General features: G+C 40.7%; 12 protein-coding genes. 8 read left to right on the top strand and 4 right to left on the bottom strand.

What is annotated here, in order from left to right; all coding sequences use genetic code 11:
- Window positions 1–2 precede the first annotated feature (2 nt).
- The gene (locus ACJ7Z2_RS09090) at window positions 3–1,649 is read right to left on the bottom strand and encodes an ABC transporter permease (RefSeq protein ID WP_409500080.1); all 1,647 of its coding nucleotides are present in this window, start codon (window positions 1,647–1,649) and stop codon (window positions 3–5) included.
- 153 nt (window positions 1,650–1,802) lie between these two features.
- Window positions 1,803–2,831 (bottom strand): Fe(3+) ABC transporter substrate-binding protein, encoded by a 1,029-nt coding sequence (locus ACJ7Z2_RS09085; RefSeq protein ID WP_409500079.1) that lies wholly within the window; start codon window positions 2,829–2,831, stop codon window positions 1,803–1,805.
- A gap of 349 nt (window positions 2,832–3,180) precedes the next feature.
- Here ACJ7Z2_RS09085 and rpsB point away from each other — a divergent pair, with 349 nt between their 5' ends.
- Together rpsB and tsf are read left to right on the top strand one after the other, a co-directional pair.
- The gene (rpsB, locus tag ACJ7Z2_RS09080; protein WP_006253501.1) at window positions 3,181–3,900 is read left to right on the top strand and encodes a 30S ribosomal protein S2; all 720 of its coding nucleotides are present in this window, start codon (window positions 3,181–3,183) and stop codon (window positions 3,898–3,900) included.
- Window positions 3,901–3,995: 95 nt separating this feature from the next.
- A complete protein-coding gene (gene tsf, locus ACJ7Z2_RS09075) occupies window positions 3,996–4,847 on the top strand; it encodes a translation elongation factor Ts (RefSeq protein WP_154704458.1) in 852 nt (283 codons plus the stop codon).
- Window positions 4,848–4,910: 63 nt separating this feature from the next.
- Here the strand turns inward: tsf and ACJ7Z2_RS09070 are convergent, their stop codons facing one another.
- The gene (locus ACJ7Z2_RS09070; protein WP_409500078.1) at window positions 4,911–6,473 is read right to left on the bottom strand and encodes a phosphoethanolamine transferase; all 1,563 of its coding nucleotides are present in this window, start codon (window positions 6,471–6,473) and stop codon (window positions 4,911–4,913) included.
- Window positions 6,474–6,564: 91 nt separating this feature from the next.
- On the opposite strand from ACJ7Z2_RS09070, the gene pyrH reads away from it, so the two are divergent.
- Together pyrH and frr are read left to right on the top strand one after the other, a co-directional pair.
- Complete coding sequence (gene pyrH, locus ACJ7Z2_RS09065) at window positions 6,565–7,281, top strand: UMP kinase (protein WP_409500077.1); 717 nt, start codon at window positions 6,565–6,567, stop codon at window positions 7,279–7,281.
- Window positions 7,282–7,332: 51 nt separating this feature from the next.
- Window positions 7,333–7,890 (top strand): ribosome recycling factor, encoded by a 558-nt coding sequence (gene frr, locus ACJ7Z2_RS09060; RefSeq protein WP_006248085.1) that lies wholly within the window; start codon window positions 7,333–7,335, stop codon window positions 7,888–7,890.
- Window positions 7,891–8,040: 150 nt separating this feature from the next.
- Here frr and ACJ7Z2_RS09055 read toward each other — a convergent pair whose 3' ends face one another.
- Window positions 8,041–8,724, bottom strand: a complete 684-nt coding sequence (locus tag ACJ7Z2_RS09055; RefSeq protein WP_027074758.1) for a 2,3-diphosphoglycerate-dependent phosphoglycerate mutase — start codon at window positions 8,722–8,724, stop codon at window positions 8,041–8,043.
- Between the two features lie 167 nt (window positions 8,725–8,891).
- On the opposite strand from ACJ7Z2_RS09055, the gene ACJ7Z2_RS09050 reads away from it, so the two are divergent.
- The 4 genes from ACJ7Z2_RS09050 to ACJ7Z2_RS09035 all read left to right on the top strand — a co-directional run bounded on the left by ACJ7Z2_RS09050 (window position 8,892) and on the right by ACJ7Z2_RS09035 (window position 16,926).
- Window positions 8,892–10,055: a peptidoglycan DD-metalloendopeptidase family protein gene (locus tag ACJ7Z2_RS09050; protein ID WP_006248087.1), complete on the top strand. Its 1,164-nt coding sequence runs from the start codon at window positions 8,892–8,894 to the stop codon at window positions 10,053–10,055.
- A complete protein-coding gene (locus tag ACJ7Z2_RS09045; RefSeq protein WP_330500190.1) occupies window positions 10,056–10,901 on the top strand; it encodes a divergent polysaccharide deacetylase family protein in 846 nt (281 codons plus the stop codon).
- Between the two features lie 11 nt (window positions 10,902–10,912).
- Entirely contained in the window at window positions 10,913–12,748 is a 1,836-nt protein-coding gene (locus ACJ7Z2_RS09040; RefSeq protein WP_409500076.1) for an autotransporter assembly complex protein TamA, read from the top strand.
- A gap of 80 nt (window positions 12,749–12,828) precedes the next feature.
- Entirely contained in the window at window positions 12,829–16,926 is a 4,098-nt protein-coding gene (locus tag ACJ7Z2_RS09035) for a translocation/assembly module TamB domain-containing protein (RefSeq protein WP_409500075.1), read from the top strand.
- The last annotated feature ends 77 nt before the right edge of the window (window positions 16,927–17,003 follow it).

Below are 17,003 nucleotides of genomic sequence, written 5' to 3'. Positions count from 1 at the left end.
CTTTATCTTTCCTTTTCCGATTGCGAAATAAGCGATCGCGTTAGCCAAATCACCGGCAGTAACCCAACAAGTACCAGTACAATCGCCGGCAGTGCGGCACGTTCTAATTGTTCGTCAGAAGTGAAAGTAAAAACGTGAGTAGCGAGCGTATCAAAGTTAAACGGACGCAGTAAGAGCGACGCGTTCAGCTCTTTCATACTTTCGATAAAGACCATTAAACCAGCGGTTAAAATCCCTTTATAAATCAGAGGGATATGGATTTTGCTAAACATCGTGAAGCCGCTTTTGCCTAGCGTTTGGCTTGCCATATCGAGTGATGGAGAGACTTTGGCAAGCGAGGTTTCAAGGCTACCAATCGCCATTGCTAAAAAGCGAACGGTATAAGCAAGCACAAGCGCGAACAGCGAACCGGAGAAAATTAAACCGACAGGGGAAAGTTCAAGGCTTTTGAGCAACGCGTGCAGTTGGTGATCGGCAAAAGTTAAGGGCGAGAGCAAACCGATGGCAAGCACTGTGCCGGGTATAGCATAGCCAAGCGAGGAAAGTTGCAACGACAAGCGGGTCGATTTTGCTGAAAATTTACCAAACGAGAGACGATTGGCAAAATGCAAAATTAAGGCGAAAATGACCGTTATGATAGAAGCGATGATTGACACTTTCAGACTATTGAGGGCAAATTGCACAAAGTCTAAATTCCACGACTGCTCGAAATAGTCATACGCCCAGTAGAGTAAACGCCCGAACGGAATAAAAAAAGCAAGGGCGAGTAAGCCCCAGCACCAAGCAAGAGCAAGAGCTAATTTCCAGCCGTGTAATGTTTTAAATGCCGATTTTTTCTCATAACCACGCTGATAGCTTTTTTGTTTGCGGCGGCTGTATTGTTCTAGGCTTAAAAACAGGAAGATCATCAGTAGCATAAAAATCGCAATTTGGCTTGCTGTGCCAAGATCGTGATAGCCAAGCCACGAGTCGTAGATGGCGGTGGTGAGTGTGGGAACGGCAAAATAAGCAACGGTACCGAAGTCGCCGAGCGTTTCCATTGCCACCAGTGCAATGCCGACGGCAATCGCAGGGCGGATCAGCGGAAAGGTAATACGGCGGAAAATCTGCATCGGGCTTGCTCCGAGCATTTTCGCACTGTGGGTGAGGTTTTCAGATTGTTCTAATAACGCGACTCGTACCAGCAGGAAAATGTAAGGGTAAAGCACTAACGCCAATACAAAGCAAGCACCGTAGAGGGTGCGTATTTGCGGAAACCAGTAATCTTGCGGTGTTTGCCAGCCGAAAAGATGGCGTAGCATTTCTTGAAAACTGCCCGAATAATCCAGCAAATCGGTATAAAGGTAAGCAATCAGATACGCCGGCATTGCCAGTGGTAGGCAAAGTAGCCATTGTAAGGTTTTTTGCCCGCAAAATTGGTAATTTGCTACTATCCAAGCGGTCGGTAGAGCAAACAAGAGGGCAAGGATAATAGTTCCCAACACTAACAGAGCGGAATTTTGAATATAGGTCGGCAACATCGTATGCCAAAGATGTGCTAAATTCTCAGACTCGCCGCCGAATGCGTGGTAGGCAATGGCAAGCAAGGGCAGAAGCACAATCAGCGTAATCAGAATAGCGAGGGTTTTCCAGCTAAGATATTGTTTCATTTTTTGAATGACTCCGTTTTCATTGTTGCCAAATCTGCAGAGTTTAATATTTTTCTAAAATACAAAAAGGACGCCGCAGCGTCCTTTTGCAAGCGGTCATAGTTTAGCAAAAATTTGTAAATTTTTGGCTAAAATTAACCGCTTGTCAGCCGATTATTTTTTCTGCTCGAAGTCATCAAATTTCACTTCATCAACCAGTTTCAATGCGGCTTCATAGTTTTTCGCAATGTCTTCCAGTTTGATAGTATCGGCAGTGAAAGTTCCCCAACCTTTAACCAGTTTAGACGGCTCAATCCCTTCTTTCACCGGATATTCGTGGTTAAGTTCTGCATATAAACCTTGGGCTTTTTCACCACTGAGGTATTCGATCAGTTTCACCGCATTTTCTTTGTTCGGTGCATATTTCGCAATCACTACGCCACTGATATTTTTGTGCGTACCGTATTGACCACTTGGGAAGTTGAGGATTGCTGATTCTGCCCAGGCTCTTTGTCTTTCATCGTCTAACATTTTGCCGTAGTAGTAGCTGTTACCCAGTGCGTAATCGCAGATGCCTTCTTTGATGGCTTTTACTTGGTCACGGTCGCCGCCTTGCGGTTTTTGTGCTAAGTTTGCTTTTAAGCCTTCTAAGAACGCTTTGGTTTTTTCCACGCCATAGTGTTCAATCATCGCCGCAAAGAGTGACGCGTTGTAAGAGTTTTTACCTGAACGTACGCACACTTTGCCTTTGTATTCCGGTTTGGCTAAATCTAAGTAATCAAAACCGGCAGGCAGTTTACCTACACGATCTTTAGAGGTGTAAATTACACGGGCACGGGTAGTTAAACCGAACCATTGGTCGTTAGAGTCACGGAATTGTGCCGGAATGTTTTGCTCTAACACTTTTGAGTCCACTTTTTGTGCTAAACCTGCGTTAACGATTTCCATCACACGGGCGATGTCCACGGTTAAAAGCACATCGGCAGGGCTTAACTCGCCTTCTTGTTTCACACGATCTACCAAGCCTTTATCAGCAAAGATCACGTTTACTTTAATACCGGTGTCTTTTTCAAAGTTTTTCAGCATCGGTTCGATTAAGTAAGGTTGGCGATAGGAATAAACATTTACTTCGTTTCCTGCAAATGCAGACATTGAAGTAAAAGCAGATACAGCTAGAGCTAGTGTTGAAAGGGCTTTTTTCATGAGTTCTCCTTTTATTTTTTTATTAAAGTGGCAAAATTCTAAACGCTGTTGAGATTTTAGTCAATAATGAGAACGGTTTTTATTTTTGAGCTTGATTTAGATTTAAGAGAGCAATGCGAATAGAGTAATAAAATAATTGGCAAATTGTTTGTTTTTTGGCATAATACGCCCCGTTTTTGTCTATTCAGGCAAAACGTACACATTTATTTTTTTAACACTAAAACACACACATATCACAAGCTAGGAATTGGGGTGTCTTTAACAGATTGATTTTCTAGGATATGTGGAGGCTAAACCCCGTTTTGCCGTTCATAAGTGGCAAAACAAACAACTTTGAAGGAAAATTCTTATGGCACAAGTTTCTATGCGCGATATGCTTAACGCAGGCGTTCACTATGGTCACCAAACACGTTACTGGAACCCAAAAATGAAACCATTCATCTTTGGTGCTCGTAATGGTGTTCACGTAATCAACTTAGAAAAAACTTTACCTTTATTCAACGAAGCATTAGCAGAATTAACCCGCATTGCCAGCAACAACGGTAAAGTATTATTCGTTGGTACAAAACGTGCGGCAAGTGATGCTGTTAAAGCAGCGGCAGTAGAGAGCCAACAATTCTACGTAAACCACCGTTGGTTAGGTGGTATGCTGACTAACTGGAAAACAGTTCGTCAATCAATCAAACGCTTAAAAGATTTAGAAACTCAAACTCAAGACGGTACTTTTGACAAAATCACTAAAAAAGAAGCGTTAATGCGTACCCGTGAGTTAGAAAAATTAGAGTTAAGCTTAGGCGGTATCAAAGATATGAACGGTTTACCGGATGCAATTTTTGTTATCGGTGCTGATCACGAGCATATCGCAATCAAAGAAGCAAACAACTTAGGTATTCCTGTATTTGCGATTGTTGATACTAACTCAACTCCAGATGGCGTTAACTACATCATTCCTGGTAACGATGATGCAACACGTGCTATCCAACTTTACTTAGATTCAGCAGTTGCTGCAATCAAAGAAGGTCGCGGTGTTGAAACTGTTGAAGTAGCAGAAGAAGCTTCTGCGGAATAATTCAGTTTAGGGGGCAGGTTTTAACCTGCCCTAAACAATGAAATTTCTAGGCAGGTGAGAGCCTGTTTTACTATATCAAATAAGGGGAATTTAAAATGGCTGAAATCACAGCATCATTAGTTAAAGAACTTCGTGAACGTACCGGTGCAGGTATGATGGAATGTAAAAAAGCATTAGTTGAAGCGAACGGTGATATTGAATTGGCAATCGACAATATGCGTAAATCTGGTCAAGCAAAAGCGGCTAAAAAAGCAGGTCGTGTTGCAGCTGAAGGTGTAATCCTTGCTCGCGTAGCTTCAGGTTTTGGCGTATTAGTTGAAATGAACTGTGAAACTGACTTCGTTGCAAAAGATGCCGGTTTCTTAGAATTAGCAAACGAAGTTGCTGACTACGCAGTTGCAAATAAAGGTACAACCATCGAAGCATTACAAGCACAATTTGAAGAAAAACGTGCGGCATTAGTTGCGAAAATCGGTGAGAATATGAACATTCGCCGTGTTCAATACTTAGAAGGCGAAGTGATTGCTCAATACTTACACGGTGCGAAAATCGGTGTATTAGTAGCAGGTAACGGTTCTGAAGATGAACTTAAGAAAGTTGCAATGCACGTTGCTGCAAGCAAACCTGAATTCGTAAATCCGGAAGATGTTTCTGCTGATGTAGTTGCTAAAGAGCGTGAAATCCAAATTGAAATTGCGATGAACTCTGGTAAACCAAAAGAAATCGCAGAAAAAATGGTTGAAGGTCGTATGGCTAAATTCACCGGTGAAGTTTCGTTAACCGGTCAGCCGTTTGTAATGGATCCATCTCAATCTGTAGGTCAATACTTAAAATCAGTAAACACTTCAGTTTCTAACTTTATCCGTTTAGAAGTGGGTGAAGGTATTGAGAAAGTAGAAGAAGATTTCGCAGCAGAAGTAGCGAAAATCACTGGCGGTAACGCTTAATTTTTCTGATACTAAAAACTAAAAAAGCAGGCTTAAAGCCTGCTTTTTTGTTACTTACTTTTGCTAATTAGTCGCTTTATATAAGTAGCTTTCAGGAATAGGAACAGCTGGATCTTCTACAGTAGACAGCGTTTCAATGATTTTCTTTAGCCCATAATCACTTTTATCGTTTTGTTCGTTAAAAAGATTAATTTCTTTATCTAATAACGGATTTTCGATACCAATCCAATTCGCAATACCATTAGTGAAGTTTAAGCCCGATTTAAAGGCTTTATAGACATTGCGTTGAGTATCATCGCTTGAAATTTTAAACAGCGGAATATCGTAGTGTAATTTACTTCTATCCTTTCCATTGTGGATAACAATGTTCTCTTTTGAAACCTCGTGCGATAAACCGTGATCAGATAAATAAACCATTGAGAATGTACGCCGGTGATTTTCTTGGTTTTTTACTAACAAATCATATACCCGTTTTAGCAGCTCATCGGTTTTCTTGATAGATGAAACATAGCAATTTACATTAAAGTAGCGTTTGGGCAGTTTGTTATCGTCAAACATTTTCGGGTAATCGGTGAGGCGATCGCAGGTAATAGGATGCGAGCCATATAAATGTAGGAAGATGAACCGCTTACCTTGAGCCGGTTTTTCAATCACTTTAGCAAAGTGCGGTAACAATTCAAAATCGCTCACATTGGTATTTAATGAATCGCCAGATTTTGTGAAGATTTTTACATCGCTTTTATTGCCGATAGAAGAAATCGGCGTATCGTAATTGCCCAAATAGCCTTGATTTGAGATCCAATAGGTCTTAATACCAGCAGATTTGATTAAATCAATTAAGGTCAGCCCATAATTTGCTTCCCACTTTTCCGTATCTGGCTTGGTCAGCATTAAGCGTAATGAGGCGATAGTATTAGTGCCGCCGGAGGTCAAACCGTCAATCAGTGTTCCTTTTGCCGAACTCATAAAAGGCGTATTGGCAGCCGGATAGCCATAGGCGTGGTGATAATCCTTTCTCGCACTTTCGCCCATAATTAGTACATAATCATCGTAGTTTGAAGTTGAGCTGAGGGTTGATTGACCCCACTGCGAATCTAGCGTTAAATTGTTCAGCACTTCCAATTCTTTCTTTACCTTTAGGCTTGAATTGTAGAACTCCTGAAAAAATTTAAACGGTGCAAGGGAAAACAGCATTAATACAAAAGCCGAAATCACGAATGTTTTATTGCGTAAAAAACGGATTTGATAGCGATTGGTAATTTTTCGATAAAAAATGACCGCTAGCACAATCGCAATGCCCGCCGCAATATTTAAAATCGGCAGTTGAGCAATAAACTCTTTGCTTTCCATCATATCGGTAGCAAAAATAGAGGCGATATACTCGTAAGTCGGTTTACCGAATTTTATCCCAACCGGGGTATAAATTGCATAAGCGATGCTGATTGGTAGCAAGAGTAAATAATAAGTCCATTTAGAACTGGCGAGAGCGATGATGAGGAATACGCCCAAAATGACTTCAAAGATACTCGGATTTGGAAAAAAGCCTGATCCGATTAGCATTAAACAGCTAGCAGCAGTTGCCAGCGAAATAGCGACAAGAATGCCGAAAAGTTGTTTGGATTTCATTGTAGTGAATATTTTTAGTTTATCGTTATATTGGATTGTTCTATAATAACGTAATTTTGTGTTTAGTCCATACAGTTAAGAGGCAATTAAAATGAGCAAACCTATTTATAAGCGAATTCTTCTCAAATTAAGTGGTGAAGCCCTACAAGGCAGTGAAGGTTTTGGTATCGACCCGTCTATTTTGGATCGTATGGCGTTAGAGATTAAAGAATTACTTGCTGAAGGCGTTGAGGTTGGTGTGGTACTTGGCGGCGGTAACTTATTCCGTGGAGCTAAATTAGCCAAAGCAGGAATGAACCGTGTAGTGGGCGACCATATGGGTATGCTTGCCACTGTAATGAACGGCTTGGCTATGCGTGATGCCTTACACCGTGCAGAGGTGAATGCTAAATTAATGTCTGCGTTTCAATTAAACGGCATTTGTGACACTTACAACTGGTCTGAAGCAATTAAAATGTTGCGTGAAAAACGTGTGGTGATTTTCTCTGCCGGTACTGGTAGCCCGTTCTTTACCACCGATTCAGCCGCTTGCTTGCGTGGTATTGAAATTGAAGCTGATGTGGTTTTAAAAGCAACTAAAGTAGATGGCGTTTATGATAAAGACCCAGCCAAACACACAGATGCAAAACTGTACAATAAATTAACATATGCACAAGTTATTGAGCAAGAATTACAAGTAATGGACTTAGCTGCATTCACGCTTGCTCGTGACCACGGAATGCCAATTCGTGTCTTTAATATGGGCAAACCGGGGGCGTTACGCAACGTGGTATTCGGTACTGAAGAAGGTACAACCATTTCTGAATAATTAATTTTCTCTGTTTAACTCTCAGTTACTAAATAAAAGGATAAAAAATCAATGATTAACGAAATCAAGAAAGATACACAAGATCGTATGGAAAAAAGCCTTGAGGCTTTAAAAGGGCATATTGCGAAAATTCGTACAGGTCGAGCTCAACCTTCTTTGTTAGACGGCATTCAAGTAGAATATTACGGCTCTGCCACCCCATTACGCCAAGTAGCGAACGTGGTGGCTGAAGATGCCCGTACTTTAGCGGTAAACGTATTTGATAAATCTTTAATCTCTGCGGTAGAAAAAGCAATTTTAACCTCAGATTTAGGTTTAAACCCATCTTCTGCCGGCACAACCATTCGTGTTCCGCTTCCACCATTAACGGAAGAACGTCGTCGTGATTTAATCAAAATCGTTAAAGCAGAAGGTGAGCAAGGTAAAGTAGCAATTCGTAATGTCCGCCGTGATGCTAATGACCAAATCAAAGCGTTATTAAAAGATAAAGAAATCAGCGAAAACGAACAACACAAAGCTGAAGAAGATATTCAAAAAATCACCGATACCTTCATTAAAAAAGTTGATGAAGTATTGGCAGCAAAAGAGAAAGAGTTGTTAGATTTCTAATCTCATTTCAAAATGATAAGGGCGAGTGCAGATCAAGATCATATCCGCCCTTATTTTTGTTGATATTTGCCATTTGCAAAAAATCAACAAAAAATACCGCTTGTAATGTGTTGCACTACAAGCGGTCATTTTTTATTGGAAATTTACCAATTATAAGTAACGTTTGCTGATGACTTTTAAGTTATCATCTAGTTCATACACTAACGGCTGACCGGTTGGGATTTCTAAGTCCATAATGTCTGCATCGGAAATGCCTTCGATATGTTTTGCTAATGCGCGTAATGAGTTGCCGTGTGCGGTAACTAATACACGTTTACCTGAAATTAATGCAGGTGCAATTTGGTCTTCCCAGAATGGTAACACACGCTCAAGGGTGATTTTGAGGTTTTCTGCATTTGGAATTAAATCTTTTGGTAAGTTAGCATAACGGCGGTCGTTATGTGCTGAGTTTGGATCCTGTGGGTCTAAATCCGGTGGAGAGATGTCATAAGAACGACGCCAGATGTGAACCTGTTCATCACCATATTTTTCAGCAGTTTCTTTTTTGTCTAAACCTTGTAATGCACCGTAGTGACGCTCGTTTAAACGCCAGTTTTTCACTTGAGGGATCCATAATTGGTCTGATTCTTCTAATACGATGTTACAAGTTTTGATCGCACGGGTTAAAACAGATGTAAACGCAATATCAAATTCAAAACCGGCTGCTTTTAATTTTTGACCGGCAGATTTTGCTTCTTCGATCCCACGTTCTGTTAAATTAACATCACGCCAACCGGTAAATAAGTTTTTAGCATTCCATTCACTGAAACCGTGACGGATAAATACTAATTGCATAATGACTCCTTAGCTTTGAGTAAAATTAATGGATTTGAAATTGTGCTATTTATAGCAAAATTCTTTATATTTTGAAATAGATAGTTAAATTCTTTCACTAAAAAGCTGATCTTAAGCAAATAACCGATTAGAATATAACCTTAATAATATTTTGAAGAAACAAAGGTATGCTGGTGAAACGAATAAATTCTTACTGTTGGACTGCTATTTTCAGTGGGGTAATAAGCTTTTCTACCCCTTTTTCTTTTGCAAATAATCTTAATCAGATTCAGCAAAAAATCCAACAGCAAACCTCAAAAATTAATGAACAAAAGCAAAAACGTAATGCGTTGCAGTCTACCCTAAAAAACCAAGAAGTAGAAATGGGGAAGGTGTTGGATAAATTACAAAAAACCGAAATGTCTTTAACGGAAGTTCGCCAGACCATTAAAGCGACCGAGACTGAAATTGCCCGTTTAGAAAAGTTGGAAAAACAGCAGAAAGAAAAATTAAAAGAGCAGTTGGACTCTGCCTACCGTTCTGGGGTGAACCCTTCGGTCTTAGAGCGTTTAATGTCTGAAGAGGCAAAAAATGCGGAAAGAATGACAGCTTATTATCAGCATATGAATAATATTCGCATTGATGCGATTGTTGAAATTCGTAAAACCCAAGCTGATCTTAAAGCCAGACGTGATGAATTGAAAGGTCAGCAAAAAGATCATCAAACACAACTTAATGAACAAAAGAAACAAGAGAAAGATTTAAAGAAAGTACAAAGCCAGCGTGAAAGCACCTTACGCTTAATCGATAAAACGCTTGAGCAGGATCAAAGCCGATTAGAGAATTTACGCAGCAATGAACAGGCGCTAAAACAACAATTAGAACAAGCGCAAAGAGAGGCTCAGCAAGCAGAAAAACGTGAACAACAGCGGGAAAAACAGGCAAAATCCGGTCAGTCCAAAACAACTGAGAATGTTGAGAGAACACCGATCAAGGCTGGTCGATATACGATGCCGGTGTCTGGCAATATTATCACTCCTTTTGGTAATAATTGGCACGGTGTAGTGATTGGTGCTTCTGCCGGTACTTCGGTTAGAGCAATGGCAAGCGGGCGAGTCATAATGGCTCAATGGCTTGCAGGGTATGGCAATATGGTTGCGATTGACCACGGCAATGGTGATATTTCCCTTTATGGCTATAACCAATCTATTTCAGTCAGCAAGGGTAGCCGAGTGCAAGGCGGACAGGTTATTGCGAAGGTTGGTAACAGTGGGGGACAAAGCCGTTCTGCACTCTATTTTGGTGTTACCCGTAAAGGCACGCCGATTAATCCTCTAAATTTGGTGAAATAGATGTTTAAACAAATTGACAAGCGGTTGAATTTTAACATTTTTTTGCAAATGTTTGTGCTTTTTACACCGCTTGTACAAGCAGCTCAAATGGCGATTGTAATTGATGATGTGGGCTATCGAATAAAAGAAGATCGAGAAATCTTAGCCTTACCCAAGGCGGTAAGCGTGGCGATTATTCCTGTTGCACCCTATGCAACAGAACGGGCAAAGGACGCTTATAACCAAAAACGGGATATTTTGATTCATTTGCCAATGGAACCTAAATCGAAACAGCCAATTGAAGAGGGGGGTATTCATATTGGTGATAACGAAGAGAAAATTCGGAAACTTATTCATACTTCTCGTGGTCAAGTACCATATGCTATTGGTTTAAATAACCATATGGGCAGTGGCGCAACTTCAGACTCTGCTACAATGCAACATTTGATGAAAGTGTTAAAAGAAAATACGCTTTTCTTTTTAGACAGTAAAACTATTGGCAGTAGTGTGGCGGCTAAAACGGCTCGTCAATTTGGTATTAATACGCTGGAGAGAGACATTTTTTTAGATGATAGCGATCTGCTTGCTGATGTACAAAAACAGTTTGCACATGCAATTAATCACGCACGAAAAAACGGGGTAGCGGTGGTGATAGGACACCCTCGCAAGAATACGATTAGTGTACTGAAGCAAAATTTAGCACAACTACCTCAAGATATTGAATTGGTGAGTGTTGGAAACTTGTGGCGTAATGAAAAAACAGTGCCTGACAAACCATTCATTATGCTCTTTGAGCAAGAGCCAGCGTTAAGTTCTGTTCCGCCTTATGACAGTATTCCGCTTTTGCGTGGCATTCCAAAAGAATAAAAAGGTTACTAATGAATACAAAACTACATTTTTTAACATTCTGCTGTTTAGTGGCTTTTGCTTCAATGGCACAAGCAAATCAAGAGCAAAGGCTGTCTGACGTAGATCGTGAGCGAGTTGAAAATCTGCAAGAAAAATTAGCGGAAGATAGTGATGATGAGCCAGAAATAGAGCCATTAGTCACTTTAGAAGTCAAAGGCATTCAGGATAAAGATGCCAAGAAAAATGTGGAGCTATATTTAGATCAAATTGCCAATGAATATGCAGATGGTTCAGAGCGTTATCACTATTTGGTGCAAACCACAGTAGATAAAGCTCTGAGAGCCTTGGGCTATTATAATAGCCGATACCAATTTGTGCAGCTACCTCAAGAGGGAAAGAAACCGCTCTTAGTATTAAATGTTGAGCTAGATAAAGAGACAGTAAAAATTGATGAAACCGATATTGTGTTACAAGGCGATGCAAATACGGACGAAGATTTCACTCATTTAGTGAGTAAAGCCCCAAAACAAGGTAGTCGTTTAAATCATAAAATCTATGAGAATTTTAAGGGTGATATTGAAAGTACCGCTTTTAGTAAGGGGTATTTTGACGGCCATTGGCTTTATCACCGTTTGGAAGTTTATCCGACCGATCATAAAGCGGATTGGCGTTTAGGCTATGATAGCGGAAAACGCTACCATTATGGACAAATCCGGTTTGTAGATAGCCAAATCAAAGAAGAATATTTGCAAAATATTCTTAAAATTCATTCTGGTGAGCCATATTTAGCTAACGATCTGTCAGTTTTAACCCAAGATTACCTTTCCAGTAATTGGTTTTCATCGGTGATGGTTGAGCCACATTTAAATGAGCAGGATAAATTAGTCGATTTAAATGTACTATTTCAACCTAAAAAACGTAATGAAGTAGAAATTGGAATAGGCTACGAAACTGAAGTTGGCCCAAGGTTACAGCTTAACTGGAAGAAACCTTGGTTAAATAGCCGAGGTCATAGTATTGAAAGCCGAACGTACGTTTCTAAGCCGGAGCAGACATTTGAATTTGGTTATAATATTCCACTTAGAGAAGATCCGCTCCATTATTATTACCAATTATCCGGCACTTTAGAAAACGAAGATCAAAACGATACAAAATCAACCGCTGCCACCCTTGGGTTACAACGTTTCTGGACGCACGAAACCGGTTGGTCATTTTCTGTTGGTTTAAAAGCCCGTTACGATTCTTTTACTCAAGCTAATGATCGATTTAAAACCTTATTAGTTTACCCAACGGCATCATTGAATCGAACCAGAACAGATGGCAAGCCTTACCCATTATGGGGGGATACACAAAAATTAACGGTAAACTGGGGGAGTCGTGCAGTAGGTTCAGATGTAAACTTTTATAGTTATAAAGCCTCGACATCTTGGGCGAGAACTTACTTTGATAACCATCGGTTCTATTTAAGGGCGGAGTTGGGGTATTTGAAAGCCAATCAATTTGAACGTATTCCACCGGCGTTACGCTATTTTGCCGGTGGCGATATGAGTGTGCGAGGCTTTGGCTATAAGGATATTTCCCCTCGTGACCCGAGTAATGGTAAACGTGTCGGAGGCTCTCATTTAGCCACAGGCACAGTAGAATATCAGTATCAGGTTTATCCTAATTGGTGGGGCGCAATTTTTTATGATGCAGGTTTGGCATCGAATAAATTCAAAACTAAAGATCTCTACCATGGTACAGGCTTAGGTGTGCGTTGGGCATCACCTATCGGGGCGATTAAATTTGATGTCGCCACGCCGGTAAAATCACCAGATAATTCCAAAGGAATGCAAATTTATATTGGTTTAGGTTCCGATCTGTAAATGCAAACAAACGGTCGAATTTCAGTAAAGTTTCGCAGACCGCTTGTTTACTTTTTATCACCCCATAAGTATTCACGATTATGACTGACGAAAATAAACAAATAGCCACACATCAAACCGACTCAACACAAGAGCCACAAACAACACAGCCTAAAAAATCAAAATGGCGCTTTTTAAAGCACGGCTTTTGTCTGACGTTTATTCTACTTTTACTCGCAATTCTCTTGCTATGCACAGGTTACGGGCAACGTAAAGTGTTAAGCTGGGTAGATAAATTCGTAGAGCCATTACAACTGGGGCAAGTGCAAGGGAGCTTGCAAGAGGGGTTACAGCTTTCTGATGCCCGATTTGTGATGGACGGTGTGAATGTAACGGTTGGGCAAGCGGATCTGCATATTGGCTTTAACTGCTTGCTCCATTATGAAATGTGTTTGAATAATTTGAGCCTTAAAGATACTGAGGTCTTGATTGATACGACTAAATTACCCCCTTCTCAGCCAAAAGAGGAGACTGAACCTTTCACCGAATTAAATTTGCCATTGGGGATTTCGGCTAAAAATATCGATTTAGAGAATATCAAGGTCAAAGTTGATGATATGGATATTCATCTTAATCATTTCCACACTGCACTTTCCGGTAAAGGGCGGGCTATTACCGTTCACCCGACACAGTTAGAGGGGCTAAATCTGCTTTTAGCCTTAAAGTTAGACGAAACTGATACTGAACAAGCGGTCGATTTTGCACAAAAAAATGCAAAAACAGAGGCGTCATCAGCGACAAATCCACAAGAGATTGCTGATAAAGTGATTCAAGAGGCGGTGGAAAAAACCGGTGAAAAAGTCGTAGATGGCTTTCACCAATTACAGGGAAAAACTGTCGCACAGGCCGAACAGGTGGATAATAAAGTGGATTGGACAGCGATTAAAGCACAATTAGCACAGCCGTTATTGGATAAAAACCTTCGTTTTAGTTTGCCTCTTGATCTCAATATTGAACAGATTGATATTGCGAATGTAGCACTTGCTCAAAAAGCTAAAGATGAAAAAGGGAATTTGATTGAGCCGATCTCATTGCTAAATGTTGCCTCTTTACAGCTTCAGGCTCAAGCAACAGATCAGCATATCAACCTAAAAAGTTTAGATTTCAAAAGCGACCAAGGAGATCTAACCGCAATCGGATCTTTAACCTTACAAGACAATTATCCGTTAAGTTGGATGCTAAGCGGTCACGAAGCAAAAACGGCGAAAGTAAAATTGCCGTTCAATCAGATCGAAGCCACTCTTTCCGGTGAGCTATATGACAAAACCAGCCTAAAAGTGAAAACAGCCGGTGCAATTAATGCCTCGTTGGAGGGTAATGTTACACTGGCTCAGGCGAAAACTCCCTTTGATTTATCGCTGAAGAGTGAGTCAATGCGTTATCCGTTTGCCCCTCAGCAAAATGGTGATGTGCTGAGTTTAGAGAATATCGCCATGAGGCTTAATGGCAATCTCCTAGATTATGCTTTGGAGGCTAAAGTCAGTGCCAAAGGAATGGGCGTACCTGCAAGCTCGGCTAGCTTAACTGGCAAAGGGGAATTAACTCATTTTAATATACAAGATTTAAATCTCAATACGCTGGAAGGTACAGCGAAGATCGACGGTTTAGTGGATTGGAGTGAGGGCGTTGCGTGGCGTTCAAATTTGAAACTTCAGAATATTAACACTAAATCTCTACTGGCAGACTGGCCGGCGGTATTGTCCGGTTCTTTATCTTCCGAAGGTTATGCAGGACGGGGCAATTCAGCTAGCGAATGGAAAGCGGACGTCTCGAATATTGATATTAAAGGTTCGTTATTACAGAAAAATCTACACTTAAGCGGTAATTTAAAAGCCGATCATCAACAACTTTTAGATGTTCCGGGCTTATCGCTGGTGTATGGTGAAAATAAGATCGATTTAAAAGGTGTGTTAGGCGAAAAATCTGATTTCTATGCAGATATTAAAGCGCCTAATTTGCAAGGGTTAGTACCAAATTTAAAAGCCAGCGTGAATGGCAATGCCAAATTATCGGGTAAGGTTTCAGAACCTAATATTGATTTAGATTTAGTTGCCTCAAATGTAGGCTATGAGCAATTTAAACTGCAAAATTTAACCGCAAAAGGCAAAATTACCACTGAGAAAACCATTCAAGGGGATTTAACCTTGGGGTTACGTCAATTTGCCTATAACGAAATCAAAGTGGAAAATGCCTCTTTATTGCTAAAAGGAAATGAAGAAAATCATAGCTTGAAATTAAGTGCAAAAGGCAACCCGGTTGGTGCTGATTTGCAAATTTCCGGAAAATTTGACCGCTTGAAAGAAATTTGGGAAGGGCAATTAAGCCAAGTCTCGATTCAATCTAGCGAGTTTGGTCAATTCCAAGCAGATAAATCGGTGAATGTGAAATATGACAATAAAGCCATTAACGCCAATATTTCCGCACATTGTTGGCATAACCGGAAAATTAACCTTTGTTTCCCGACTGCATTTAACGCAGGTGTAGAGGGCAAAGTGCCTTTTGAAATCCGCAACTTTGATTTAGCGGTATTGCAACAATTTTTGGAGAAAAACAGCCAGCTTTCAGGGATTGTGAATGCCAAAGGCGATGCAGCTTGGTTTAAAAATAAACAGCCTCAAGTGAATCTGGATTTAACCTCTAATGCGATTAAATTTATTCAAAAAATGGAGGGGGGGAAAAGTTTCCCGCTGACGGTTTCACCGCTTAAAATTGATCTGAAAATGTCTGACAATAATTTAACCCTTAAATCCGATTTAAGAGTTGAAAATAACGGCAGGCTTTCGACTGATTTAGTGATGAAAGATTTAAGTAAGGCTCGTGCGTTATCCGGCAATATTCATCTTGACCAATTAAGTTTAAAGCTGATTCGACCGATACTTGAACGGGGCGATTCGGTTGATGGCAATGTGAATGCTCGTCTTACTGTGAGCGGTACCGCAACCTCTCCGTTATTGCACGGAAATCTAAACGTCACAGAGTTAAAAGCCCGCTCTGTTACAATGCCGTTTGATATTACAGGTGGGAATTTAGCAATGAATTTCCACGGGGCAACATCGACTTTAAGCGGTAAATTACAAACCAAACAAAGCGAACTGCGTTTGGAGGGCGATGCAGACTGGCGAGATCTAAATGCGTGGAAAACACGGGTTCACGCTCAAGCTAACCGTTTCCAAGTGGATATTCCTAATATCGCAAAAGTGGCAGTTAGCCCGGATATTCAAGTGACGGCAACGCCAACTCTTTTAACCTTAAGTGGAAATGTAGATATCCCTTGGGCAAGAATTGAAGTCGAGCAGTTACCTGAAAGTGCGGTCAGTGTAAGTGGAGATGAGGTAATTATGGATGGCTCGGTGAAAAATAAAGTGCCGTTTAGCCAACGTAATATTCCGGCTCAAACTTCAAGCGGAATGGCAATTAATGCAGATATTAAGATTAACATCGGTAATGATGTCAAACTCAAAGCCTATGGTTTAAACAGTAACGTGAATGGCTTATTGTCTGTCAGACAAGGTAAACAAGGGCTGGGGCTTTATGGGCAAGTTCATTTGCGTGAAGGGCGATTTGCTGCCTATGGGCAAGACTTATTGATTCGTAAAGGTGATATTAGTTTTGCCGGCTCACCGTCTCAGCCAACCCTAGATATTGAAGCCATACGTAATCCGGAGGCAATGGAAGATCCGACCATTACTGCGGGAGTGAGAGTAACGGGTTTGGCAGACAGCCCAACGGTAAAAGTATTCTCTGATCCGGCAATGTCGCAAAATGAGGCACTTTCCTATATTTTAACTGGTCGCTCATTGGAAAGCAGTGGTGATGCAAGCTCTAGTAATGCAGTCGCTGCGGCATTACTCAGTATGAGCTTATCAAAAAGCAGTAAATTGGTGGGTGATGTTGGTAGTACTTTCGGACTCAAAGATTTAAGCGTGACTACCGCAGGTATCGGTGATAACACCAAAGTAGAGGTAAGCGCCAGCCTTGCCCCTAAATTCCGAGTGAAATATGGCGTAGGCATTTTTGCACCGCTTACCGAATTAACCTTACGCTACAATTTAACGCCAAGGCTGTACTTACAATGGGTCTCAAGTATTAACCAAGCGGTAGATTTAATGTATCGCTTTGAATTTGACGAGCTATTCTAGTTAAGGCTGAATGAAAGGTTGTTAATGTTTCGCCATTAACAACCTTTTTGCTTTATAGTAGAATGGCAAACCCGATT

This window comes from Mannheimia glucosida, assembly GCF_046267875.1.
GTDB classification, from domain to species: domain Bacteria; phylum Pseudomonadota; class Gammaproteobacteria; order Enterobacterales; family Pasteurellaceae; genus Mannheimia; species Mannheimia glucosida.
The sequence above is the reverse complement of the archived record's forward strand: the minus strand, read 5'-3'. Positions and strand labels throughout refer to the sequence as shown.